Raw genomic sequence first — 21,847 nt, forward strand, 5'->3', positions numbered from 1 at the left:
CGCCCGGACCACGGCACCGAGCAGGACAGGGCCGCCGCGACCGCGCTACTGGCCGACATGCTCCAGGCCGCAGCTCAGCACGGCATCACCCTCGACGCCTTCGACTGGGTCACCGACCTGCCCGGCACGTGCTACCGCGCCGTGGCCAGGCACCGCGACCTTGCCGACCGTGTCGCTGCCGCCGCCGAGCGTCGCCCGGACCACGGCACCGAGCAGGACAGGGCCGCCGCGACCGCGCTACTGGCCGACATGCTCCAGGCCGCAGCTCAGCACGGCATCACCCTCGACACTTTCGACTGGGTCACCGACCTGCCCGGCACGTGCTACCGCGCCGTCCTCCGGCACCGCGATCTTGCCGACCGCGTTGATGAGGCCGCACAACGCCGTCCCGGCCCAGGCACCGCGGAGCAGAAAGCCGCCGCGACCGCGCTGCTCGCCGACATGCTCCAGGCCGCAGCTCAGCACGGCATCACCCTCGACGCTTTCGACTGGGTCACCGACCTGCCCGGGAGCTGCTACGCCGCCGTCGTCTCCCCTCTGCGCGCACAGGCCACCCAGTGGGCCACAGCCGGCTGACCCACGACAAGCCGGATCACTCCTACCGTTCTCGCCGCCCGGTAGACGCCCCGCGCGGTCGGCGGCGCCCCGGCCGCCCCGCGCAGCTCACGAACCGAACCGCTTGACCCCTTCACTCCATGTGACCAGCTCGGATCCCAGCGGATTTCACTCGCATAAGGCACCCGGGAGTCCGCAGGTCGACCGGTGGCTGCGGCTTCCTCCGAGCCCGTGATCCGTCTGTCCGCCCCGGGCCGTCTCCGATGACTTCGGCACCAGCTCTTCCAATCCCGCCTCCCTGCACAGTCCCGCCGGGCACTTCGGGCGCGCGGCGGCGGCTCGGGGGGTTGCCGCCGCGCAGCGCGCGACTACCTCACTCACCGGCGCCGCAAAATCTATCTGCGCCGAAGTAGACATTGCTCGCGGGCGAGTCTAACGTTTCTCTCGTAGACAGCAGTCGGCGATACCGGCCAGCCACGAACTGGCCGGATTGTTGGACCGAAGTTCGCAGTTCGGTCCGGCAGTGAAGTTCCGAAGCCAGGCAGGTGCAGGACGGCCACGGGACTGGCTGCCGGACCGGGCGGCCCGCAGGCATCAGGGGCCGCCACCAGCGGTATCGAGCAGTACACAGTTCGGTGAGTGCAGGACCGGCAGTCGCAAGACAGGCACGGTCTCGGCAAAGGCGCCCAGACTGCGGGCGCGCGTGCCGAGGGGTCCGGGCAGTGGGGTTCCAGGCCACCGCAGACGCGGGGCGGCCGGCGGGCCCCTGCTGCCGGACCAGGTGGGCCTACACGGCCACCGACCAGCAGTACGCAGTTCAGCAGGTGCAGTACCAGCAGTACGAAAGTGACAGTCCAGTACAGAGGATGAACGGAGGGCGCAAACGCCATCAGGATCGCCCGGCCCGTGAACACTCGCCCGGGCGGACACCGCAGACCCCAAGGCAAGGACGGTGGTTTCCGGTCACGCATACGCGATCCCCGCACGCCCCTACTCCGGGCCAGTGCGGAAGTAGAAGGACCGGCCCAGCCCGGTAGATGGTGTTGTTCCCCTTCGGGGCCCCGGAGCCGACACGGCCCCGGGGCCCCTCGACGCGTTCTCCCCGAGAACCAGAGAGGTGCAGTGACTACAACGGCCAGCCCCGACACACCCGGCAAGCTCGACGACGACGACTACCCCGCCTACACCATGGGACGCGCCGCCGAGATGACCGGCACCACCCCCGGCTTCCTACGAGCCCTCGGCGAACACCGCCTCATCACCCCCCTACGCTCCGACGGCGGCCACCGCCGCTACTCCCGCTACCAGCTACGCATCGCCATGCGAGCCCGCGACCTCGTCGACCAGGGCACCCCCATCGAAGCCGCCTGCCGCATCGTCATCCTTGAAGACCAACTCGAAGAAGCCCTGCGCCTCAACGAACAACTCCGCCTCTCCCAACAGCGCCAAGAGCCCACCGCCGACACCTGACCCGCCCTCCAGGCCGACGAGACCGGCCTGCGGTGAGCGGCAGGTGCTCACCGCGGGCCGCCCTGGGAGCGAGACCCCGACCCCTTCCAGGTCGGGTCGCGGCAGGAGCACGTCACCCTGCCCTAGGTGTATTGACCACGAGCGTTGTTGACAGTGAGCGGCGGGATGGTGGTCGCCGGGGAAGCGTCGGCCACGAGTGGCCGGCGGGGCTGTGAATACCATGGGGGTGGATCGTTCCCGCCCTCTCCCGGTGGTCGCTGCTCCAGCGTTACGGATGACGGCTGGTGGGCGGTGCGAGGGGTGTCTCGCCGGGCACCGGCCACTGGACGTTGCTCGTCCTGTCAGGGGAGCCTTCGGTCGGGCTCGGGGATACGGTCGGTAGCCCAGCTGGCCAGGATGCGCAGCGCGTCTTCGGAGTCGCTACCCGGCTCGGCGCCGTAGGCGAACAGGATGAGGCCGTCGGCGGGCAGGTCGAGGGATTCGTAGGCGAGCTGAAGCGTGCCGACCACGGGGTGGTGGATGACTTTGGCGCCCTGGTGGTACTGGCGGACGTCGTGGCCGGCCCAACGGGTACGGAAATCCTCGCTGCGGGTGGACAGCTCACCGATGAGGTCGGTGAGGTCCTTGTCGTAGGGGTCGCGGCCGGCCTGGGCGTGCAGGAGAGCGACCAGGTTGTCCGCGGCACTCTCCCAGTCGACCCAGAACTGGCGGGAGCGAGCGTCCAGGAATATGAACCGGCCGTGGTTGGGGGTGGCGCCCCCGGCGGCTTCGATCATGGGGGCGTACAGCGCGCGGCCCAGGCTGTTGGCGGCCAGGACGTCACCGCGGCCGTTCAGGATGAACGCCGGGCAGGCCATGGAGTCCAGGAAGTGCTGCAGGTTCGGCCGCACCGCGGCAGCGGGCCGGCGTCGGCGCCGACGTCCTGGACCGGCGGCGCGGGCGAGGTCCTCCAGATGGGTGCGGTCGTCCTCGCTCAGCCGCAGCGCCCGGGCGAGGGCGTCAAGGACCTGGTCCGATACTCCGGACAGGTCACCGCGCTCCAGCCGCGCGTAGTACTCGACGCTGACCCCGGCAAGCTGCGCGACCTCGGAGCGCCGCAGTCCCGGCACGCGACGGGGGCCGTGGGCGGGCAGCCCCACCTGCTGCGGGCTGATCCTGGCGCGGCGGGAGGTCAGGAACTCCCGGGTCTCGGCTGCATTGTCCACGGTTTCCAGATTAGGGCGACATCCCGGAGCCATGCCGGATGGAGGGGTGCCCTGCCAGTACACCCTTCAGCAGTGGCTTCTTATCGACCCGAAAGTTACGTTCTCATAGCCGAAGGAAATACCAGACGATCTCACCACGAAAGAGAAAGAGATACTGTCATGGCGGATATTTCGGAGATGGTCAAGGGTCTGGCGAAGGGCCTCAGCAGCCCGGTGCGTGCGCCGGTCCTGCACACGCCGGACGAGTACGGGATGGCGTACGAGGACGTCACGTTCCCGTCCCTGGACGGCACCCCGCTGGAGGCGTGGTGGATCCCCTGCCCGGGCTCGGACAAGCTGGTCATCGCCAACCACCCGATGCCCATGAACCGCTACGGCTTCCCCTCGCACCTGCCCCCGTGGCAGTTCGTCCCCGGCAACACCGTCGAGGTCAACTACATGCGGGAGTACCAGCACCTGCACGAGGCCGGCTACAACGTGCTGACCTACGACGCCCGCAACCACGGCCAGAGCGGCGACGCCAACGGCTTCATCTTCACCTGGGGCCAGTTCGAGTCCCGCGACGTGGCCGGCTCGCTGCGGTACGCCAGGTCCCGCCCCGACGCGGCCACCATGAAGGTGGGCCTGCTCAGCCGCTGCATGGGCGCCAACGCCACGTTCATGGCGATGGCCCGGCACCCGGAGCTCTTCGCGGACGTGCACGCCCTGGTCGCCATCCAGCCGATCTCGATGCGCGCGATGGTCGAGCGCAACCTGGAGGCGATGGGGATCGCGGACCAGTTCGAGGCCGTCGACCGGGAGGTGGAGCTAAACCTCAGCTTCACCATCGACGAGGTGTCGCCGATCGAGTACGCCAAGAGCTGCCAGGTGCCCACCTTCATCACCCAGGTGCGGGACGACGCACTGACCAAGCCCTCCGACGTGCAGGCGATCTTCGACGCCGTCCCCGTCGGCGACAAGAAGCTGTTCTGGATCGAGGGCAGCACCCGGCGCTGGGACGGCTACAACTACTTCTCCGAGCACCCCGAGCAGCTGGTCGAGTGGTTCGACAAGCACATGAACTGAACCCACGTCACCCTCGGGCCGCCCAAACGGCCCGAGGGTGACGCGCAACGGCGCACGCCTCCACCACCGCTACAGCAGCGACGCCAGCTCCCGATTTCGCACGTCTCGTCCGCGGCCCTCACGAGACCCCCGAGGCGCGGCCAGGGGGCGGCCGAGGGCGGCGGCATTGCCCAGCCCACACATCACCGCAGAGGTCTTCTTGCCCCACCCCAACGCCCGGCTGACCGTCCACGGCAGACGGCTCCTCGTCGACCGAGTCCGAGCCGGCAGGCCCGTCGCCCACGTGGCCGACGAGATGGGCATCTCCCGAGCAACAGCCCACAAGTGGGTCCGCCGCTGGAAAGCCGAAGGCGACGCCGGCCTGCACGACCGCTCCAGTCGGCCGCGGACCATTCCCCACCGCACCCCCGCCGATACCGAGACCCGCATCTGCGAGCTGCGGCGTGAGCGAAAGCTCGGCCCAGCAAGGATCGGCCCAATTCTGGGACTGCCCGCCTCGACCGTCCACCGAGTCCTGACCCGCAACAACCTGAACCGTCTGAGCTGGCTGGACCGACCGACCGGCCAGGTCATCCGCCGCTATGAGCGATCACGCCCGGGTGAACTGGTCCACGTCGACATCAAGAAGCTCGGCAACATCCCCGATGGCGGCGGGCATCGGATCATGCCCCGCCAGCAGGCCGCCAGCAACCGGCAAGCCACAACGGACGCCCGCAGGGGCGGCAGCCCCGTAATCGGTTACAGCTTCGTCCATACGGCCGTCGACGACCACTCCCGACTCGCCTACAGCGAGGTCCTGACCGACGAGCGCCAGGAGACCGCCGCCGCTTTCTGGGGGCGTGCCAACGCCTTCTTCTCCGCGTACGGCATCAACGTCGAGCGGGTCCTCACCGACAACGGCTCCTGCTACAGGTCCAGGCTGTTCGCGCAGACCTTGAGTGACGCCGGCGTCATCCACAAACGCACCCGCCCCTACCGCCCGCAAACAAACGGCAAGGTCGAACGCCTCAACCGCACCCTGCTCGACGAATGGGCCTACGTACGCCCGTACTCCAGCAATGCCGAACGCACCGACGCCCTGGCGGACTTCATCCACACCTACAACCACCACCGCGGCCACACCGCTCTCGGCGGCCAGCCGCCCATCAGCCGAGTCAACAACCCTGCGGGTCAATACACCTAGGCAGCCAGATCCTCCATGCCTTGGAGCGCCTGAAGCTCTCCGCTCTCTTCGCCCCGCCCACCGACGCCCCAGCCGCACGCCGCACCCGCACGGCCCACCCGTCTGGATCTCCCCCGGGCGAAGATCCTGCAGGGCGACTTCGGACTGCCCCACACCGGCGGCAGGTACCGCATCGCCATGGAGGACATCAGACGAGTCCGGCGCGGTCGCGGCCACCCGTGCCGCCGTGGCCGACGGCACCACCGCCAGCGGGTACGTGCGGGACGTGGTCGAGAAGGTGACCCCCAGCGTGCCGGCCGCCCGCGCGGCCGGGCACACCGAGGACGCGGACTTCATCGCCGAGCACATACGGCACACCGTGGACCTGCTGCTGGACCGCTCCCGCGCGCTCGCCGAAGCGGTCCTGGCGGGCCGGGTCCGCCGTGGTCGGGCTGTCCTACCGGCTCACCGACGGCACCGCCCACGTGGTCACCGCCCGCAGCCTTGACCCGCCTGCCGACGAGGTGGCATGACCCGGCTGTTCAGCGTTCCTCAAGGTCCGGGACGACCTTGCGCAGTTGGCCGGCGCTGATCGCGCCGGCGCGCAGGAGCACGGGCGCCGTGCCGGTGATGTCCACGATCGAGGACGGCACGGCTGCGGGCGTTGGGCCTGCGTCCAGGTAGACGGCCACCGAGTCGGTGAGCATGCCCTGTGCGGCACCGCAGTCCTGCGGGGACGGGTGCCCGGTCAGGTTGGCACTGGAAACGACCAGCAGCCCGGTCTCCGCGAGCAGATCGAGGGCGACCGGGTGGGCGGGCATCCTCACCGCCACGGTGCCGTTCGTCTCGCCGAGGTCCCACTCCAGGGAAGGCTTGTGGCGGGCGACCAGGGTCAGCCCGCCCGGCCAGAACGCCTCCACGAGGTCCCGCGCGCGCCGCGGCAGGCCGTCGACCAGAAGGTCCAGACCGTGTGGGGAGCCGACCAGCACCGGGGAACGCATCTGCCGCCCCCGGCCCTTGACCCCGAGCAGCCGCGCGACGGCCCCAGGGCCGAAGGCGTCGGCACCCACGCCGTAGACGGTGTCGGTGGGCAGCACGACAAGCTCACCCCGACGCACCGCCGAAACGGCCTCGTGCAAACCCCTGGCGCGCTCGAAGGAATCCGCGCAGTCGAAACGACGCGACACCGCAGCTCTCCAACCCGGCAGGATGCCCGCCCCTTTTCCTCCCGCGCCGCAGAACCCGGCACGGCCCACGCCGGCCACGCTACTTGGCACCCGGATGCCCTCTCAGAACGGGTGAGCCGCCGACTGTCCGGCGGCTCACCCTGCTTCGTGCTTCCCGCCGAACCGGTGCGGGGGCAGCGTCCGGACGCGCCTGCGGCATCACAGCGGGGCCTGCACTGTGGTGCCGTCACGGGTCATCCCCGGCTCAGCGCAATCTGCGTGAGCTCCGCCCGCGCCCCAGGCGCACGCCCCCGAGCACCAGGGCGGCGACGAACAGCACGGCGCCGATCACGAGCAGCCACAGCAGGCCCTTCACCAAGGCGCCGACGAAGCCGAACACCACGGCGATGAGCAGAATGACCAGGAACACGGCCATGACGGTGCTCCTTTCCGTCGTCAGTCGGTGCGCTTCAGGGCGCCCTTTGCCCGGTCGGCCGCGGCTTGCGCTGCGTCCTTGACGTCGTCGGCGGCCTGCCTGACCTTCGACTCCACCTGGTCGGCCTGGCCCTCGCCCTTGAGCTCCTCGTCACCGGTGAGCTCGCCGGCCTTCTCCTTCACCTTGCCGGCCAGTTCTTGCGCCTTGTTCGACAGGTCACTCATCGGTTCCTCCAGTCGTCCACCGGGCGGCGCATCAGCACCACTCGTTCGTCACCTTTTACCGATATTCGCTCTGTCATGCGCGTGGTACGGATCTTCGGCCGTCCTGGCTGGCACAGGGGTCAGGCGGCGGCGGGGGTGAGGTCGGCGCGGCCGAACAGGAGCGCGTAGCCGCGGGGGAGGTAGGCGAGGAGGCGGTCGGTGAGCTCCTCGCCGGCGAGGTCGGTGAGTGCGGCAAGGACGCAGGAGGCGTCCCAGCGGGCGCCGGCGAGGGTGGTGTTCAGGTTGCGGGCGAGGGCTTCGACGAAGGCGGGGGCGGTGACCGGTTCGGTCAGGGGGATCGGGGCGACGAGGGCGGCACGGGCGCGTTCGGGCAGGGCCGCGGCCAGGTCGCAGCGTTCGTCGCCGGTGAGCTGGGAGCCGAGTATGCCGAGAACGGCGTCGAGGATGTGTTCGGCTTCCCGGTCGCTGTCGTAGCGGCCGAGGTCGCGGACCCGCTGGACGAGGTGGTGCCAGGTCATGTCGAGTGCCTTCCGTACGTGGCAGGCCGCTTTTGGGGCGGCAGGCGTGGGTCAGGGCCGCCGGCCGGGCTGGGGCCGGCCGAAGAGGACGTCGTAGCCGGGCGGCAGCTGGAACAGGATGCGCTCCATGAGGTCGTCGCCCGCGGCGTCGGCGGCCGTGGACAGCACGGCGCCGATGTCCCACACGGCGGTGGTTTCGGTGGCGCCCTCGATCCAGGCGGCGGTTGCGCGCACGAACCGTTCCGCGGTGAGCGGTTCGGCGGCCTGCAGCGGGTTGAGCAGGACCAGGGCGAGGGTCTCGGGCAGCCTGGCCGCGAGTTCGGCACGGACCTGTCCGACCAGGTGTGCGCCGAGCAGGGCGAGCACGACACGGGCCGCGCGCTCGGCCTCTTGGGCGGTGGTGTACTCGCCGCGTTCCCGGACGCGCTCCAAGAACGCCTCCCATCGCAGGGTCACCTCGTATCTCCCTCCATCCGGGCGGGCGCGGCACGCGCCCGCGGTCAGGGTTCGACGATCAGCCGCCGGTTCAGGCCGGTGAGCCTGAGCAGGCGCAGCACCCGGGAGCCGGCCCCGCGCAGGATCAGGCGGGCGCCGAGGCGGTCGGCCTGATTCTGGGCGTGCACCAGCGCACCCAGGCCCGCACAGTCCATGAACTCCACACCGGCCAGGTCGAGCACCACCTCGCGGTCCGTCCGGAGTGCGGCGCTCAGGCTGCGTCGCAGTTCGGGGGCGGTGGCGAGGTCGAGGTCACCGCGGGCGGTCACCAGGGCGGCCGCCGTGTGGAGGGTGTGCATGACGTTCTCGCTGTCGGTTCGGCCTGCACAGCACTCGGCGTGCTCGGGGGGCGGGTCCGGGTGGGGCCCGGGGGTGGGCTGTCCCGCACGGTGGGGGGAGCCGCGCGGGACAGCGCCGCTTGCGTGGGGTCAGGCCTGGATCTGCTTGCGCTCGCTGCGGTGGCTGATCGCGATCTTGCGGGGCTTGGCCTTCTCGGCGACCGGGATCTTCAGCGTCAGCACCCCGGCGTCGTAGTCGGCGCTGATCCCCTCGGGGTCGAGCGTGTCGGACAGCATGACCTGGCGGGAGAACACGCCGAGCGGACGCTCGGACAGCTCCCACTTCACGTCCTCACCCTCGTGGCGCGGACGGCGCTCGGCCTTGACGGTCAGCATGTTCCGCTCGACATCGATGTCGATCGCCTGCGGGTCCACCCCGGGCAGGTCGAAGGAGATCACGTACTCGTCGCCCACGCGGCAGGCGTCCAGCGGCATCGGGGCCGGACGCGACCAGGTGCCGTTCGTGCCCAGGAACTGCTGGGTCAGACGGTCCAGCTCGCGGAACGGGTCAGTGCGCATCAGCATCGCGAAACACCTCCATTGGATATGGGTTGCCAGTGCGCTTCACCTGAATCCGTTCTAGCATGTCATCCATCCGATGACAACTTCCTGAGCCATCCAGAGGATGACGCCCGGTGCGCGAGGCACCCGCCCCGCCGACCCCCACCCGGACCGCGCGATCCGACTCGACACCCCCGACCGCCCACACCGAAGAACTCCGGCATGACAACGACCAGCGACGTACCTGATCACGCCACCGCTGAGCAACGCTGGCAGCGGCTCCAGGATCAGCTCGACCAGGTCGCCGACCGCACCCGCGCCGAGATCGACACCGCCATCGCCTCGATCGACGCCTGCCTCGCCCGACTCGCGGCCCTCCGCCAGCACCTCACCGACCGCCCGTGACACCCGAAGTAGGAGCCGCACACCCTCCACCGTTCGGAACCCGCCTGATGGTTGCCGGCGGCAGCACGCACGAGTCCGTGAGGTGCGGCGGTACCGAGTTCGCCCCTTCCGGTCGGCACGGCGGTGATGCTGTCATCGCCAAGCGCCCACGACAGACGCACGGCAGGTTCGCCCTCGCACAGGACCAGCCCCCTGGGCTCCAACCGCGCCGGAGCCGTCAGTGGTCGCCGAAGAAGATCTCCCTGACCTCGCGCCCGCGTAGTAGACGAGGACGTAGCCAGCCAGCGGGTCTGCCCGCCAGAGGCCGTCGAGCGAGTTGAGCAGCCAGGCCGATCAGCACGGCGGCCAGCAGACCGTCGGTCAGGGCACCCGGCCCTCGGTCCTGAGTGCTCGCCCAGGCCGAACGCACCGAACGTGGTGGTCGTCGCGGCGCTCCAGCCCGTGGAGGCCCCGGAGCCGTAGGCACTCCCCCAGCCGATAGGCGCTGTACGGGCTCTCCGCACGGCCGTAGATGCCGCGCTGCATGCCGCCGTTCGTCATCGACGGCATCCTGGTCAGGCCAATCAAGGGCTGCCTGCCCGCAGCCGCTCGATCGCGAGGGCCTCACACCGGGCGGCGAGGTGCTCGAGTTCCAGGCCCACCATCTGGTCGTACGCTCGCAGTACCGCGAGGAGCAGGTGGCCGATGACACCGGACTCGATCCACTCGTCCCACCGCCGGCGGATCGTGGTCGCCGAACAGGCCCGGTCAGCGACCCTCTCGTAGCCCATCCCCGAGACCAGCGCCAGGACAAGCCGGCCGAACACGACCGCGTCCGCGATCCGCGGGTTGTGGCACCCCAGCGGGTGCGAATCGGGCCGGGCAGGGATCAGCCTCAGGAACTCCTCACGGATCGGGTCGATGATGGACGCGGGCACGACGGACACCAACCCCCCAGATGATCACATAGCGTAGGCAACTCCATGATCATCAAACCTGCCTCCGTCGTGCCACCCTCTCCGTTTTGGCGTACTGGCCGACGCTCTACACGATGAAGCGGTGGATGGCGTCGTTGGCGTGGTCCTGGAACGACGGGTTGGCCAAGTCGGGGAAGATGTCCGCCTGGTCGACCAGGGGGCCCTTCAGCTTGTTGGCCGCGCTGGCGTAGAACACGCCGCTGGACAGGGTCGGGTCGGTGACACCGTCGACCAGTCGCTTCGCGCCGACCTCAAGCTTGTGGGAGATCCCCAGGGCGGGCAGGACGTACTTGGACGCCATGCGCAGCGGTAGGGCGATGTCGTTGGAGGCTTGGGTGCCGGTGGTGGCGCCGGGGCTCACGGTGATGAAGCGGCGGTCGGGGTGCTGGCGGGCCAGGTAGGCCATCCAGAGGGCCCCGATGTACTTGGCCTGCCCGAAGGCGAGGTTGAAGTCGGTCTTTCCGTCGGCGAAGTAGCTGCCGTCGATGACGGTGGCGAGTTCGTCGGCAGAGGTCGAGGCGAAGGACGGCCGCTTCATCCGCAGCATCGGCAGTCCCCTGGCTGCTTCGCTTCCGGCGAGGACCGCGACCTCGCCGAGCCGCCCCTCGGCCAGGAGTCCTTCGAGGAGCGCGACGTGGCCCAGAACGTTCGTCGCGAAGACCTTGGTGACCCCGTCGGCGGTCAACTCCATCGACCGCGGGCCGATGACGCCGGCGTTCATGACCAATGCGTCGACGGTTCCGTCGATGGCCGCAAGGCCGGCTCGGACCGAGCCGAGATCGGCGACATCCATGACGACGATGTCGAAGATGCGCCGGCCGGTTGCGGCTTCGAGGTCGGCCTTTGCCGTTGTCGCCCGGTCTCGGTTGCGGCATGCCAGGTAGATGCGGGCCGTCTCCGGTCGCAGGGCCAGTTGCCGGGCCACGTCCTTGCCGATCCCGACGTTGGCGCCCGTGATCATCACGGTCTTTCCCGGGAGTGTGCTCATCGGGATTACCTCTCGTCTTCTGTGGGGCTGTTCAGGTGGGACGGCTCATGCTGCTTCGCGGGGCCGGTGCTGCGGTGGCGAGTCACGCGGCCCGCAAAGTGGGTTGCGCAACTCAGTCTGATCCCGGCCAGACTGGGCTGTCAAACTCAGAATCGCTACCATGGGTCCATGGCGAACAAGACGAACGACCGGCCGCGGCTCACCGCGAAGGGCGAGCGCGTCCGGGGCCGAATCGTGGAGGGGGCTGCGGCCTTGATCCACGAGCGCGGGGTCGCGGGTACCACCCTGGAAGACGTCAAGGGGGCAGCGGAGGTCAGCGGCTCGCAGCTCTACCACTACTTCCCCGACAAGAACGAGCTCCTCCAGGCGGTCATCGACCACCAGGCCGACACCCTCGTCCACCACAATCGGGAGGCGCTCAGCGGTGAAGACGGAGTCGCAGCCTGGCGGGACATGCTGATCGCCGGCGTGAAGCACAGCCAGGCAAAGGGCGGCTGCCCACTCGGTTCGCTCGGCGGTCAACTCGCCGAGAGCGATCCCGAGGCCCGAGCCCTCATCGCCGCCGGATTCGAGCGATGGTCAGCTGCCATCAGCGAAGGACTCCGGTCGCTTCACACCGACGGGAAGCTCGCACCCGGCATCGACCCGGACGACCTCGCCACCACCATGCTCGCCACCCTGCAAGGCGGACTGCTACTCGCCCAGGTACAACGGAGCACGCGACCCTTGGAAGTTGCGCTCGACACCGTCCTCGCCCTTGCCATCCGGACCTGAGACCCGAAGACCGGTAGCCGGCTGTACTCCGCCATGGGCCACTGAACGATGCGTCGCAAGGCCGCCAGGGCCGCCTCCGCGCGCCATCCGACGACTCTGACCGAGTCCCGCTTCCTGTGCAGTTCCTCAGGCTCATCGTCGCGTTGAGGCGGAGCGGCACGGCCCCCGCCGAGCGGCGGCGATGCGGTCCTCTACCTGAGGCACGGACGTCATCACCGTCCGTAGCCTGGTCCGACGACCCTGGCATACCCACCGGTAAGACACCCGCCCGCGCAGCCCCCCGAATCCGATAGCCCAGGTCAACGCCTACTGGCGGACGCTCTTATGCCTGCGGCGTTATCTTGCCCCCCACCTATACGCCTCGCCAAGCAGCCCCGAACCTGTCAAGGGCCACATGCTCCAGCCCGCCGAAACCGAACTGACACCGGACGGCACCTCTGACGTCGGCGACTCGCCCCCCGAACACGGGCCGGGGATCGTCAGCGACCGCCCGGATTGCCGACCAGTACGCGGCTTCCCAGATGCTCGCTGCGGACTCGGTCTCCGGCGGATGCAGAGACTGGAGGAGGTCCAGAAGAAAGGCAAGCGAGGCATCCGGCAAGGGCGCCGGTCGGCTGGCCGCAGGGACACTACCCCGGCTCACACACCCGACGGAAGGCAGCCGGAGGCGCTACGGCCGAATTCCTGGAAGTAACTTCCATCAATCGGCCATCAATTGGAGATGTCCGCGGACTCATGCTTAAGGTGCCAGTCACTGCCACCAGTGGCACGCTGCGTAGCCGACCGGCCGCGGCATGCCGACCATGCCCAGCCTCGGCGAACGTCTTGGGTATCAGGGCGCGACCGATACAGCACTCGACAAGCTGCGCGAGATGGCATCAACTTGTGCTAGGTGGCTGCCTGTTCCACGGGCAGGAGCCCCAGCAGAGCGAAGATCGCGTCCCGTTTCTCCGCGCACCATTCGGGCGACAAAGCGAGTTGCTCCTCGACCCAGGCATCGATCAACTCGTTCAGGTCATCATCGTATGTGCCCATGCCGCGACTCTACGAGATCAAGCGAGCTCCTACACGCGGTCCGGCGGTAGAGCTCGCCTTGTACGACCGAGACCTGCAACGTCTCTGAGCGGATCGAGTAGTGGCCCCACCCAGCCTGATCCGCCTGCCACAAGGGCTAGCCTGGTCAAACCTCAGCGAAGGCCGCCGGGCGTCGCTCCTGTACGGCGGGCCTCGAGATAGCCGGTCCAGTCACGGCCACCGCGCTTGCCCCAGTAGACCGCCGTGCTGATGTGCAGGTCCAGCAGTTCACTGACTACCGGCGCTGGGAGGTCCTGGACAAGGGAGAGGACGGCGGTGTTGCGGGCTGCCCGGACCTCGATGCCGTGGGCGACAAGCCGTTCACCGAGCCGGTGGGCGCTGACTGGGCGGCCGGGCAGTGCTCCTGGGAACAGCCACTGCTGGGGCAAAGCCTCGATGTGGTGCCGGGCGAGGTAACGGGGACGGGTGGCCGCCTGGGTAGTCAGCAGTCGGGCGATGGCCGGCGGCAAAGGGGCCGGCTGGCCGCCGAAGGTGATGAACGCCTGGTCACCGTCCTGGGTGAAGTCCTGCACAGGCAGTCGGGCGATGCGGGTCAGCTTGGCGCCGAAGAGCAGCAGCAGCGCACCGGCGGCCCGCACGTCATCGGGCAGGCCCTGATCGTGGACACACCGGTGCAGCAGCTCCACTTGGAGGTCCTCGTCGAGGAAGACGACCGCCTGGCTGTTGGGCATCGCGGGAACGCTGAGTTCGCCACTGAGCTTGTGGCGTGCGGTCCAGCGCAGGAAGTCACGCAGCCGTAGGCGGGTGGTCGCCCCTTCGGTGAGCCAGCGGTCGACGTCGTGCTGGCCGGCTCGGTCGAGGGTGAGGGATTGCTCGTCGAGCCAGCGCAGGAAGGCGAGTGCGGAGCGGGCTTGGTCGCGGGCGTAGTTGACGCTGGAGTCGGTGAGGCCGTGGGTGTCGGCGCGATGGCGGAGGCGGCGCAGGATCAGCCAGGTGGTGTAGGGCTGTAGCAGGTGGCGGTGCTCAAGGGAGGCGTCGGCGAGGAGGCGGTGCATCCAGGTTTCGGCGCGGGCGAGGCGCTCGTTGCGTTCGGGCAGGATCTGGTGGGTGACGAGGAGCTGGCGCAGGTGGACGGCGGCGGTGCGGCGGGGGAAGGCGTCGAGGAGTTCGTGGGTGGGCTGGTGTCCGCTGCCGAGCAGTTGGCGCAGGAGGGCGGCGGAGCTGTCGGAGCGTTGGAGCCATTGGAGGACGTGGTCGGGGCGCTCGCTGGCTTCAAGGCCGGCGATCAGCGAGGCGAGGAGGGGACTGGTACCGAAGTGGCGCCGCAGTTCGTCGGCGCTCTGGCAGCGGGAGCATGCGCCGGGTCGTCCGGGGCTGTCGGGTCCGCCGCATCGCGGGCAGGCGTAGCGGCGGTCAACTCCGCTGCAGGGTCCGCACCGTGGTGATCCGTCCGGGGTGGCGCCGATCATGGGCTGGTGGTCGCCGCAGGCTGGGCATGGTTGGGGGTGTTTGCGGATGAAGCCGTAGCAGGAGCTGCAGACTGGGCCGATGGGCCAGCGGGTCTTCACGTCGCGGATCTTGGTGCACCGGGCGCAGGCGGCCTGGGGGCGTGGGGCGCACGACAGGCACAGGTAGGTGCCGGTGCGTACTCCTCGGCAGGTTCGGATCTTGCCGCAGCGCGAGCAGGGCTTTCGGGGGCCGTTGTAGCAGCTGGCGCACAGGTCCGGGTGGGAGCCGCTGGCCTTGATGACGATCTGGCGCTCTTGGTGGCAGCCGCCGCAGGTGCGTGGGCTGCGGCTGTAACAGCCTTGGCAGAGCGGGCCGTCGGCCGTGTGGGCCTTGACGGGACGGTCCCGGCCGCAGCCCGAGCAGGGTGTGGTGGGGCGCTGGTAGCAGGTGTCGCACAGGGCGGTTGCATCGGCCTGGCGGGCGACGACCGGGCGTAGGCGTCCGCACTGGTCGCAGGTCTCGCTCGAGCGGGCGGACGCACAGGGCCGGCAGATCCAGGAGCCGTCCTCACGACGGCCGGTCAGCGCTCGGGGCAGGGAGCAGTCCGCACATCCCGGGACCACGGCCTCAATAGCGCCGGCGGCGCGGAGCTCGACCAGCAGTCGTAACGCCGTTTTCGGAAGCCGCGGGTCACCTGCGGTGAGCCAGTCGTGGTGGTCTTTCAGGTAGGCGAGGGTGGAGCGGCCGGTGCGCGGCACCACCGCACTGACCACCACCTGCGCCACAACCCGCTCGTCGAGCAACGGAAGCTCGGTGCCGACGATTTGCAGCACCTCGTCGCGAGCCTCGGTGCCGTTCACGTCTGGCCAGGGCGGCGGATCGTGGTCCTGCGTGCCATTGGCCCCGGCGCGGCAGGTTCCACCCCGCCGCCGGTGCCGCTCTTGCGCACCTGCTCGTCGACGACAACCACTTCGATCAGGTCCTGGACCCCGCAGCCCAGAATGTCGCACAGCGCGGCCAGGGTGTCCATCGACAGCCGTTGCGGCGGCTGGGTAACAAGACGGAATACCTGCTCACGGGAGAGGTGCACACCGCGCTCGGCCAGCTTCGGCACCAGGTCCGCAGTCTGGAACATCTCTCGCTGAGCCATCAACTGCCGCAGGTGCCAACGGAAGCCCATCTTCCTGATCACGTACCCACCTCCCACAACCCGGCGTGCCGCTCCTTGAGGGCACGCTGCACCAAACGAGTGCGGTAGTCGTCGGACACGCCCGTGTAGATCGCGGTCGTGGAAGCGTACTCGTGGCCCACCTGCTCCTGCACGAATCGCTCCGGATAGTCGAACTCCACCAGGTGCGTGACGTAGGAGTGCCGCAGGCAGTGCAGGTCCAGTTCCTCCGGGAGCCCGGCCAGGCATCGGGCTGTCTCGAACGCCTCGTCCAGACGCCGCAGCGAGAGCCTGCCCACCCGCTCGGTCATCCACAGCGCCGGATGCCTGCCTGGCGCGAATGCAGGCCGCACCTCCTGCAGGTAGTACTCCAGGGCCTCCACGATCCAGTCGAACTCCGGGACGGTAAGCACCGTGCGGCGCTTCGGCGGTCCGCCTCGGGACGCTTTCCCGTAGCGCACGAAAAGCGCGCCCAGGCGCCCGTACTGCGGGGCCTTGGGGTTGCGCCGAAGGTCCGGGAGATCCAGGCAGCATGTCTCCCGGCGCCGAAGCCCGAAGGCGTACACCGTCTTCAACGCGACCGCGTCCCGCAGCGCGGCCAGAGCACCCTTGCGCCGGCGGGCCCGGATCTCCTCCACCCGTCCGTCCGCCGCGTCGAACAGCGCCTGCACCTCGTCGTAGGTCAGCGGGCGGCGTCGGGGGCTGCCCTCGTAGTCGCTGGTGTGGCTGACGGTGTTCCACTCGTGCAGGATCTGTGCCGGCACAGTCCCGAAGAGATCCAGACACCGAGCTGGCCACCCGTACCGGCCATCGGTGGCATAGCCGCAGAACAGTCGCAGCGCGTCCTGGTAGCTCTGCCCCGTCGACACAGCCAGACCCTGACGGCGCGATCGAAGGCTGTCGATGAACGCCTCCGCCTCCAACGGCGTCCACTGCCACGGGTACTCGTTGGTGAACTCCGCGAACCGCCGAACCAGCCGCAGCCGCGGCGCGATCGTCTGCTCGACATCCAGAAACCGGGCCCGCTGCTGCAGCGCCCAGCCCTCCAGCATCGCCTCGAAGGCGGCCGGCTCCGGGTCGAGATAGGCAACCCCGGAGGCCAGCACCAGATGGGCCGAGCCCGGCAGGTCCAGCACTCTGTTCACGTTGCATCTAACGCAACATCGTTGCATCGGTTACGCCCGCCCCACCAGGAACGCCAACCGGGGGACCGGCCTCAGTCGATCCCCCGGTAAAGTCGCAGCTCACGACCATGCGCAGCACATGCCGGATGTTGCATCCGATGCAATACCGCGCATTAATCCAGGTAAATGCCCTCGAAAGTGCCGTCGAAGCCGGGGGCCACCCGCGCGGCATCGGTGGTGTCATGGCGGCACGGATGTCGGCGTTCTCGGCGCGGACGTGGCTGCGGGTGGGTCCGGCCGGGCGGACGGTGTCCAGGGCGTCGCACTGCACGAGCTGTCGGTGCACTACGAGCTCGACGACGCCGGCCGGGCGATCGACCCGGCCGCGCTGCCGACCGCCGAACGGCAGGCCAGGTTCTTCACGGACGTGGCCCGCGCCTTCGACCAGTGGGGCAAGTACGAGCAGTGCTATCGGGCCCTGCTCGCCGCCGAGGAGACGGCCCCGCAAGAGGTGCGGCGGGGTGCCGTCCGTAACCTCGCCATCGGTCTGCTGCGGTACGACCGCCGGCTTCCGGGAGTGCGCGACTTCGCCGCTCGGGCAGGTGTGCAGCTGATCTGACCCGTAGCCGGACTACGGGCCGTAGTCCGACTACGGATCGCGGCGACGAACCGGCAGTTCACTGGGACAGTCAACCCGTCCCAGGCTGCGGAGGTTCCCGCCATGCCGACGCCCAGCACCTCCTCGTTCTCCACCGGCCCCCGGCACGCCGCGCCCTCGAACCGCGACCGGTTCGGTGTCTTCCTGTCGGCCTCCTGGGCCGCCCTGCACGTGCCCGTGCTCGTCCTGTTGGGCGTCGCTGTGCAGCACCAAGGTAGTGCAGGAGGAACCGGCCGGGCTTGGCGAACGACTCGAGTGTGAGGCAGGAGCTGTTGGCCGGCCCGGTGCGGACGATCCAGATGGCGTCCGCTGCACGGGTGGGGAGGAGAGTGGGGTCTGTTAGCGCTAACAGTTGGCGATTGCGAGCGAGGGCGGACCGGGACCCCAAGGGGGTGAGCGGCGCACGTCAAGCGGCTCCCCGCTCTCGCCACCCGCCGATATGGCGCCGAGGCATCCGGCACGGGCAACATCGGTGGCCTGTCGCACCTCTGGACGGGGTCCGGGCGCCGGGGCTATAAACGTGACACCTGTCGAAAGGTCGGATTTCGCGGTCTTCGCGCCCCGGCGACCCTTCGACGCCACCTCCACCGCCCGCCACCCGCCCTGCCGGCCCGACACCCTTCGAAGCACGTTGTTAGCGCTAACAGATCAGCGTCGATCTCCTCCCCCACCCGGAAGGACCAGATCCAGCGATGTCTTCCCCTCCCCTGAACCGCCGCAGCCTGCTCAAGGCGACCGGCGTCCTGGCGCTCGCGCCGACCGTCGGTCTCGGCCTCGCCCCGGCCGCCGCCAAAGCCGCCGAGGCCGCCGAGGCCGCCGGCTCCTCGACGCAGCCGTTCGACCTCGGCCAGGTCCGGCTCACCGCCGGCCGGTTGCGCGACAACCAGGACCGCACCCTGGCGTACCTGCGCTTCGTCGACGTCGACCGTCTGTTGTACAACTTCCGCGCGAACCACCGGCTGTCCACCAACGCCGCTACCGCGAACGGCGGTTGGGACGCCCCGTCGTTCCCGTTCCGCACCCACGTGCAGGGGCACTTCCTCAGCGCCTGGGCCCAGGCCTACGCGGGAACGGGTGACACCATCTGCCGCGACAAGGCCACCTACATGGTGGCCGAGTTGGCCAAGTGCCAGGCGAACAACGCCGTCCCGGGGTTCTCCCCCGGCTACCTCTCGGGCTTCCCCGAGAACGACTTCGCCCAGCTGGAGTCAGGCTCGCTCAGAAACGGCAACGTGCCCTACTACTGCGTCCACAAGACCATGGCCGGCCTGCTCGACGTGTGGCGCCTGATGGGCAGCACCCAGGCCCGGGACGTGCTGCTGGCCATGGCCGGCTGGGTCGACCGGCGCACCGGCAGCCTCACCCAGGGCCAGATGCAGGCGCTCATGGGCACCGAGTTCGGCGGCATGAACGAGATCCTGGCCGACCTCAACCTGCAGACCGGGGACGCACGCTGGCTGACGGTCGCCCAGCGCTTCGACCACGCCGCCGTGTTCGACCCGCTGGCCGCCGGCCAGGACCAGCTGAACGGCCTGCACGCCAACACCCAGGTGCCGAAGTGGATCGGAGCCGTCCGCGAGTACCGGGCCGGCGGGACGGCGCGCTACCACACCATCGCCTCCCAGGCCTGGTCCATCTGCACCAGCAGGCACACCTACGCCATCGGCGGCAACAGCCAGGCCGAGCACTTCCGCGCTCCCGACGCGATCGCCTCCCAGCTGACCAACGACAACTGCGAGCTCTGCAACTCGTACAACATGCTCAAACTCACCCGTGAGCTCTGGCAGTTGGACCCGACCCAGGCCGGGTACTTCGACTTCTACGAGCGCGCCCTGCTCAACCACGTGGTCGGCGCGCAGAACCCGGCCGACCCGCACGGGCACGTCACCTACTTCACCCCGCTGCAGGCCGGCAGCCGCCGCGGTGTCGGCCCGGCCTGGGGCGGCGGCACCTGGAGCACCGACTACGACTCCTTCTGGTGCTGCCAGGGCACCGGCATGGAGTCCAACACCAAACTGGCGGACTCCGTCTACTTCCGCGACGGCACCACCCTGATCGTCAACCTGTTCGTGCCCACGGTCCTCACCTGGGCCGAGCGCGGCCTCACGGTCAGCCAGAGCACCTCGTACCCCGCGGACGACACCACCACGCTCACGGTCACCGGCAGCGCCGGCGACACCTGGTCGATGCGCATCCGCATTCCGGCCTGGACATCCGGTGCCACCGTGAGCGTCAACGGCACAGTGCAGAACATCGCCACCACGCCGGGCAGTTACGCCACCGTCACCCGCTCCTGGGCCTCCGGCGACACGGTGACCGTCAAGCTGCCCATGCAGGTCACGCTCCGAGCCGCCAACGACAACCCGGACGTCACCGCGGTCACCTACGGCCCGGTCGTGCTGTGCGGCAACTACGGCAGCACCGCCCTCGCCTCGCTCCCGGTCCTCGACCCGGCGTCGATCGCCAGGACGGGCACCACGGGCCTCTCCTTCACGGCGACCGCCAACGGGTCGCCCGTCGACCTCGGCCCGTTCCACGACGCGCAGGGCTTCAACTACTCCGTCTACTGGAACACCAGGGGCACCACCGGATTCCGCCTGCTCAACGCGGGCAGCGGGCTCGTGCTCGGCGTGCAGAACATGTCCACCGCGGACGGCGGGCCCGCCCTGCAGTGGGGCGACAACGGCACCGCCGACCACGACTGGGGGCTCGTGGTCGACGGCTCCGCGCTGCGGCTGCGCAACGCCAACAGCGGCAAGGTCCTGGGCGTGCAGAACATGTCCACCGCCGACGACGCCCCGGTGCTCCAGTGGTCGGACAACGGCACCGCCGACCACCGCTGGACCGTCGTCGAGACGGCCGACGGCTCGCACGGCCTGCAGAACGCCAACAGCGCCAAGCTGCTCGGCATCGCCGGCGCCTCCACCTCCCAGGGCGCCTTCGCCGTGCAGGTCCCGGACACCAGCTCGGCCACCAGCCGTTGGTGGTTCGTCCCGACCGGAACCCGGCGCATCCAGAACGTGGGCAGCGGACTCCTGCTCGGCGTGCTCACCATGTCGACCGCCGACGGCGCTCAGGTGATCCAGTGGGGCGACACCGGCACCGCGGACCACCTGTGGACCGCGGTGGTCGACTCCGGAGGCTACCTGCGGCTCACGAACTCCAACAGCGGCAAGGTGCTCGCCGTGGAGGGCGGCGGCACGGCCAACGGCTCCAGGATCGTCCAGTGGACCGACAACGGGGCGGCGGACCACCGGTGGCGCCTGCGACACGGCGGCGGCGACACCTTCCGCATCCAGTCCGCCGTCAGCGGCCGTGTCCTCGGCGTCTCCGGGGCGTCGACCTCCCAGGGAGCCCAGGTCGTCCTGTGGGACGACAACGGTACGTCCGACCACCTGTGGCGCTTCCGCTGACCGGGTGATCGCCATGGACCGGGCAGCTGTTCCGCCCTGCCACCCACCGGGCTACCTGCGGGCCCCACCCCACCGGAAGGTACTGGCACCTCAGAGATGGCCCTCATCACCCCGGTCGACGTCGTCCAAGGTCTCGCCGAACCGCTCCAGCGCCTCCTCCGGCCCGCAGCCGAAGGCGCGGCCGATGTACTCCCAGGTCATCATGTTGCTGCGGGCCTTGCGGCCGGCCAGCAGCGCAGTCGAACCGGCGGCGCGCTCGAACCGGGCGGCCGCACGGGCGGCGGCGTACGGCCTGCTCTCCGCCAGGTCGCAGATCTGATCCACCAACGCCGCGACCAGTTCCTCGACCTCGCGCGGCACCACGCCCTCGGCCTGGTCGACGTGCCACTCCCAGTCCGCGAACGGCCCGGTGGCCTCACCCACCGCCTCGGTCGCCTCGTCGTCACCGAAGTCCAGCAGGTGCAGCCGCTCCCCCCGCCAACCGCAGCTGCAACCGCCCCGCACCGCAACGGCCCGAGGGCCGTCCGCACCGTTGTAGAGCCACCAGGTGGTGCGCCCGTCCGGCACCGGCGCCGGCTCGCTGCCGTCCGCCAACACCGCCGCCGGGAAACCCTGGTGGCGCCCGCTCTCGTCAAACCATGGCATGCCGTGTCCCTCACGTCCCTGGAGTACAGCACCAGAATTCTCAGCCTGTGACGCAGTGTCAAGGCTTCGCGACAACCGGTGCGATTCGCAGCTCAAG

General features: G+C 69.6%; 23 protein-coding genes and 2 pseudogenes. 9 read left to right on the forward strand and 16 right to left on the reverse strand.

Features of this window, described 5'->3' with window-relative positions; translation table 11 throughout:
* On the forward strand, positions 1 to 576 hold a 576-nt coding region (locus ACFVXG_RS00935; RefSeq protein WP_387922998.1), incomplete at its 5' end, for a hypothetical protein.
* Positions 577 to 1,677: 1,101 nt separating this feature from the next.
* Positions 1,678 to 2,025: a MerR family transcriptional regulator gene (locus ACFVXG_RS00940; protein ID WP_387716906.1), complete on the forward strand. Its 348-nt coding sequence runs from the start codon at positions 1,678 to 1,680 to the stop codon at positions 2,023 to 2,025.
* Between the two features lie 341 nt (positions 2,026 to 2,366).
* Here the strand turns inward: ACFVXG_RS00940 and ACFVXG_RS00945 are convergent, their stop codons facing one another.
* Positions 2,367 to 3,230: a helix-turn-helix domain-containing protein gene (locus tag ACFVXG_RS00945; RefSeq protein ID WP_387923000.1), complete on the reverse strand. Its 864-nt coding sequence runs from the start codon at positions 3,228 to 3,230 to the stop codon at positions 2,367 to 2,369.
* A 159-nt stretch (positions 3,231 to 3,389) separates the two neighbouring features.
* Here ACFVXG_RS00945 and ACFVXG_RS00950 point away from each other — a divergent pair, with 159 nt between their 5' ends.
* The 3 genes and pseudogenes from ACFVXG_RS00950 to ACFVXG_RS00960 form a co-directional block, all read left to right on the forward strand.
* Positions 3,390 to 4,295 (forward strand): alpha/beta hydrolase family protein, encoded by a 906-nt coding sequence (locus tag ACFVXG_RS00950; protein WP_387923002.1) that lies wholly within the window; start codon positions 3,390 to 3,392, stop codon positions 4,293 to 4,295.
* Between the two features lie 199 nt (positions 4,296 to 4,494).
* Positions 4,495 to 5,478 carry an IS481 family transposase gene (locus ACFVXG_RS00955; protein ID WP_387923004.1) on the forward strand — a complete coding sequence of 328 codons (984 nt, stop codon included), beginning with the start codon at positions 4,495 to 4,497 and terminating at the stop codon, positions 5,476 to 5,478.
* 190 nt (positions 5,479 to 5,668) lie between these two features.
* Positions 5,669 to 5,990, forward strand: a pseudogene (locus tag ACFVXG_RS00960) (carbonic anhydrase); the annotation flags it as partial.
* Between the two features lie 9 nt (positions 5,991 to 5,999).
* On the opposite strand, the gene ACFVXG_RS00965 reads toward ACFVXG_RS00960, so the two are convergent.
* The 7 genes from ACFVXG_RS00965 to ACFVXG_RS00995 all read right to left on the reverse strand — a co-directional run bounded on the left by ACFVXG_RS00965 (position 6,000) and on the right by ACFVXG_RS00995 (position 9,159).
* Complete coding sequence (locus ACFVXG_RS00965; protein ID WP_387923006.1) at positions 6,000 to 6,644, reverse strand: L-threonylcarbamoyladenylate synthase; 645 nt, start codon at positions 6,642 to 6,644, stop codon at positions 6,000 to 6,002.
* Between the two features lie 244 nt (positions 6,645 to 6,888).
* On the reverse strand, positions 6,889 to 7,059 hold the full coding sequence (locus ACFVXG_RS00970; RefSeq protein WP_363576683.1) for a hypothetical protein: 171 nt from the start codon (positions 7,057 to 7,059) through the stop codon (positions 6,889 to 6,891).
* A 20-nt stretch (positions 7,060 to 7,079) separates the two neighbouring features.
* Entirely contained in the window at positions 7,080 to 7,283 is a 204-nt protein-coding gene (locus tag ACFVXG_RS00975) for a CsbD family protein (protein WP_380528140.1), read from the reverse strand.
* Between the two features lie 119 nt (positions 7,284 to 7,402).
* Complete coding sequence (locus ACFVXG_RS00980; protein WP_380644510.1) at positions 7,403 to 7,801, reverse strand: DUF2267 domain-containing protein; 399 nt, start codon at positions 7,799 to 7,801, stop codon at positions 7,403 to 7,405.
* A gap of 51 nt (positions 7,802 to 7,852) precedes the next feature.
* Positions 7,853 to 8,257 (reverse strand): DUF2267 domain-containing protein, encoded by a 405-nt coding sequence (locus ACFVXG_RS00985; RefSeq protein WP_380589723.1) that lies wholly within the window; start codon positions 8,255 to 8,257, stop codon positions 7,853 to 7,855.
* A 44-nt stretch (positions 8,258 to 8,301) separates the two neighbouring features.
* A complete protein-coding gene (locus tag ACFVXG_RS00990) occupies positions 8,302 to 8,595 on the reverse strand; it encodes an STAS domain-containing protein (protein WP_380528131.1) in 294 nt (97 codons plus the stop codon).
* 129 nt (positions 8,596 to 8,724) lie between these two features.
* A complete protein-coding gene (locus ACFVXG_RS00995; RefSeq protein ID WP_380589726.1) occupies positions 8,725 to 9,159 on the reverse strand; it encodes an Hsp20/alpha crystallin family protein in 435 nt (144 codons plus the stop codon).
* A 198-nt stretch (positions 9,160 to 9,357) separates the two neighbouring features.
* Here ACFVXG_RS00995 and ACFVXG_RS01000 point away from each other — a divergent pair, with 198 nt between their 5' ends.
* Entirely contained in the window at positions 9,358 to 9,540 is a 183-nt protein-coding gene (locus ACFVXG_RS01000) for a hypothetical protein (protein ID WP_380528125.1), read from the forward strand.
* A gap of 611 nt (positions 9,541 to 10,151) precedes the next feature.
* Here the strand turns inward: ACFVXG_RS01000 and ACFVXG_RS01005 are convergent.
* A pseudogene (locus ACFVXG_RS01005) lies at positions 10,152 to 10,466 on the reverse strand (IS5/IS1182 family transposase); the annotation flags it as partial.
* 97 nt (positions 10,467 to 10,563) lie between these two features.
* Positions 10,564 to 11,484 (reverse strand): SDR family NAD(P)-dependent oxidoreductase, encoded by a 921-nt coding sequence (locus ACFVXG_RS01010; RefSeq protein WP_380528122.1) that lies wholly within the window; start codon positions 11,482 to 11,484, stop codon positions 10,564 to 10,566.
* Positions 11,485 to 11,652: 168 nt separating this feature from the next.
* Between ACFVXG_RS01010 and ACFVXG_RS01015 the strand changes: the two genes are divergently transcribed.
* Positions 11,653 to 12,258, forward strand: a complete 606-nt coding sequence (locus tag ACFVXG_RS01015) for a TetR/AcrR family transcriptional regulator (RefSeq protein ID WP_387923009.1) — start codon at positions 11,653 to 11,655, stop codon at positions 12,256 to 12,258.
* Between the two features lie 888 nt (positions 12,259 to 13,146).
* Here the strand turns inward: ACFVXG_RS01015 and ACFVXG_RS01020 are convergent.
* The 4 genes from ACFVXG_RS01020 to ACFVXG_RS01035 form a co-directional block, all read right to left on the reverse strand.
* Positions 13,147 to 13,293 carry a hypothetical protein gene (locus ACFVXG_RS01020; RefSeq protein ID WP_387923010.1) on the reverse strand — a complete coding sequence of 49 codons (147 nt, stop codon included), beginning with the start codon at positions 13,291 to 13,293 and terminating at the stop codon, positions 13,147 to 13,149.
* A gap of 152 nt (positions 13,294 to 13,445) precedes the next feature.
* Complete coding sequence (locus ACFVXG_RS01025; protein WP_387923012.1) at positions 13,446 to 15,602, reverse strand: hypothetical protein; 2,157 nt, start codon at positions 15,600 to 15,602, stop codon at positions 13,446 to 13,448.
* The gene (locus ACFVXG_RS01030) at positions 15,599 to 15,934 is read right to left on the reverse strand and encodes a helix-turn-helix domain-containing protein (RefSeq protein WP_387923014.1); all 336 of its coding nucleotides are present in this window, start codon (positions 15,932 to 15,934) and stop codon (positions 15,599 to 15,601) included. The genes ACFVXG_RS01025 and ACFVXG_RS01030 overlap by 4 nt, the downstream gene beginning before the upstream one ends.
* A complete protein-coding gene (locus tag ACFVXG_RS01035; protein ID WP_387923016.1) occupies positions 15,931 to 17,082 on the reverse strand; it encodes a tyrosine-type recombinase/integrase in 1,152 nt (383 codons plus the stop codon). Before ACFVXG_RS01035 ends, ACFVXG_RS01030 begins: the two co-directional genes overlap by 4 nt.
* A 229-nt stretch (positions 17,083 to 17,311) precedes the next feature.
* On the opposite strand from ACFVXG_RS01035, the gene ACFVXG_RS01040 reads away from it, so the two are divergent.
* Positions 17,312 to 17,653: a hypothetical protein gene (locus tag ACFVXG_RS01040; RefSeq protein WP_387923018.1), complete on the forward strand. Its 342-nt coding sequence runs from the start codon at positions 17,312 to 17,314 to the stop codon at positions 17,651 to 17,653.
* Positions 17,654 to 17,723: 70 nt separating this feature from the next.
* On the opposite strand, the gene ACFVXG_RS01045 is transcribed toward ACFVXG_RS01040, so the two are convergent.
* The gene (locus ACFVXG_RS01045) at positions 17,724 to 18,080 is read right to left on the reverse strand and encodes an AbfB domain-containing protein (protein ID WP_387923020.1); all 357 of its coding nucleotides are present in this window, start codon (positions 18,078 to 18,080) and stop codon (positions 17,724 to 17,726) included.
* A gap of 304 nt (positions 18,081 to 18,384) precedes the next feature.
* On the opposite strand from ACFVXG_RS01045, the gene ACFVXG_RS01050 reads away from it, so the two are divergent.
* On the forward strand, positions 18,385 to 21,105 hold the full coding sequence (locus ACFVXG_RS01050; protein ID WP_387923022.1) for a beta-L-arabinofuranosidase domain-containing protein: 2,721 nt from the start codon (positions 18,385 to 18,387) through the stop codon (positions 21,103 to 21,105).
* A 90-nt stretch (positions 21,106 to 21,195) separates the two neighbouring features.
* Here ACFVXG_RS01050 and ACFVXG_RS01055 read toward each other — a convergent pair whose 3' ends face one another.
* The gene (locus ACFVXG_RS01055) at positions 21,196 to 21,750 is read right to left on the reverse strand and encodes a hypothetical protein (protein ID WP_387923023.1); all 555 of its coding nucleotides are present in this window, start codon (positions 21,748 to 21,750) and stop codon (positions 21,196 to 21,198) included.
* Between the last annotated feature and the right edge of the window lie 97 nt (positions 21,751 to 21,847).

Source organism: Kitasatospora sp. NPDC058162, assembly GCF_042884005.1.
GTDB lineage: Bacteria > Actinomycetota > Actinomycetes > Streptomycetales > Streptomycetaceae > Kitasatospora.